The organism is Pseudomonas sp. MF4836, assembly GCF_002018875.1.
Taxonomy (GTDB): domain Bacteria; phylum Pseudomonadota; class Gammaproteobacteria; order Pseudomonadales; family Pseudomonadaceae; genus Aquipseudomonas.
This window is the reverse complement of the sequence record NZ_MVOL01000039.1, coordinates 1-1846: the sequence shown is the minus strand read 5'-3', so window position 1 is coordinate 1846 and position 1846 is coordinate 1. Positions and strand designations below refer to the sequence as shown.

General features: G+C 59.5%; 2 protein-coding genes. Both read left to right on the top strand.

Going from position 1 to position 1846, the window contains the following annotated elements; all coding sequences use genetic code 11:
• Nucleotides 1-1622 (top strand): type VI secretion system Vgr family protein (locus MF4836_RS34610; protein ID WP_078474163.1); only part of this gene is annotated, 1622 nt, incomplete at its 5' end.
• Between the two features lie 21 nt (nt 1623-1643).
• Nucleotides 1644-1846 (top strand): hypothetical protein (locus tag MF4836_RS35695; RefSeq protein WP_153050310.1); only part of this gene is annotated, 203 nt, incomplete at its 3' end.

Sequence of the window (1846 nt, the reverse complement as noted above, 5' to 3'; positions counted from 1 at the left end):
ACTTTGTCGAACGCATCATGCGCGAGGAAGGTTTCTTTTATTCCTTTCGGCACAGTGCCGAAGGCCATCAACTGGTCCACAGCGATCGCCTTTTTATCCACGGTCGCGTTGGCGATGAGCCGGTGCATTACAACCCCATACCCGGCGGTGATCAGCCACAACCGGCTCTACGCCGCTTTGCTTATAGCGAAAACGTACGCACGGCGCGCCAGACCCAGCGCGATTACACCTTCCACCATCCGCGCTATGGCCATCAGCACAGCCGTGATGGCGTCGATCTCGACCATCAGGGTCGCCAATACGAACGTTACGATTATCCGGCCCGGGCCAAGTTTGATGAGGCCGGCAAACCCTTCGCTGAAAACCGTTTGCGTGGTCATCGGCGTGATGCACGCATGGCGCTGGTCGAGGGCGATGATCCGCGCCTGCAATCCGGCATTTCCTTCACTCTCGCGGGCCACCCACGTGAAGATATGAACCGAGGCTGGCGCCCGGTGAGCATCGTTCACCACGGAAAGCAGCACACCAGCCAGGCTGAAGAAAGTGCTGAGGCGCAACTCGGAACCCACTACAGCTACCAGGCCGAACTGGTGCCGGACGACGCCGAATGGCGCGCAGAGCCGCTGTCCAAACCCCGTATCGACGGCCCGCAGAACGCCACGGTAGTCGGCCCAAAAAATGAGGAAATATTTACCGACGAATACGGCCGAGTGAAGGTGCAATTCCCCTGGGATCGAGAAGGGAAAGAGGACGAATACAGCTCCTGCTGGATCCGCGTTTCGCAGAACATTTCGGGTGCGACCTGGGGCCATATGGCGATCCCGCGCATCGGTCAGGAAGTCATCGTCTCGCATTACGACGGCGATCCCGATCAACCGATCATCACCGGCCGCACTTATAACCGCCTGCAACTGCCGCCCTACGAACTACCCCGGCACAAGACCCGGATGACCCTCAAAAGCAAAACCCACAAGGGCGAAGGCTTCAACGAACTACGTTTCGAGGACGAAAAGGATCAGGAGGAAATCTACGTCCACGCGCAAAAAGACCAGAACATCCACATCAAGCACGACGAAACCACCTTCGTCGGTCACGACCGCAACGAGCAGGTCGAGCACGACGAAACTGTTTCTATCGGTCACGACCGCAAGGAAACCGTAGGCAACAACGAGCAGGTCAATATCGGCCAAGACCGCCGACACGATATCGGCCAGGACGACACCCTGAGCATCGGCCGCAATCACAGCATCCGCACCGGCAAAGACCGCACCGAAGAAGTCGGCAATCACCGCCGCGACAAGACCACGGCCAACCACTGGGTCAGCATCGGCGGGCATCAGGAACTCACCATCGAAGGCCGATCCGAACTGCAAGCAGGCCAGGCGATTCGCCATCGCTCGCGGGTCATCGAACTACAAGCCGGCGAAGTGATGCGCATACGTGGCCCTGGCGGGACCATCACCCTCGACAGCGGCGGCATCACCCTCAGCGCGGTGGCCATCAGTATTAAAGGCCCGTTGATTCAGCAAGGAGGAGGCAAGGGCAACTCGCTGGCGCTTGAGGGGAACCCCGAGGACGGCCTGCCTGCTGACGAGACCTGGAACTGGCAGTTCACCCGTTGAATCTGTAGGAGCACATCAAGGATGACCGTTGCCCCCAAACCCACCTCCCGAATGGGCTACCCCTTCAACGCCAAGGACGGCAAAGCCTTTGCGGATGTCCAGGACGCCTACGCCGGGTTGGCGCTTGCGGACGGTGGGCATTTCCCCCTGGGCAACAATGGCCACTTTCACGGCGGCATCCATTTCGACCGTGGCACGGCCAACGTGTTTTCAATCGAGGAGGG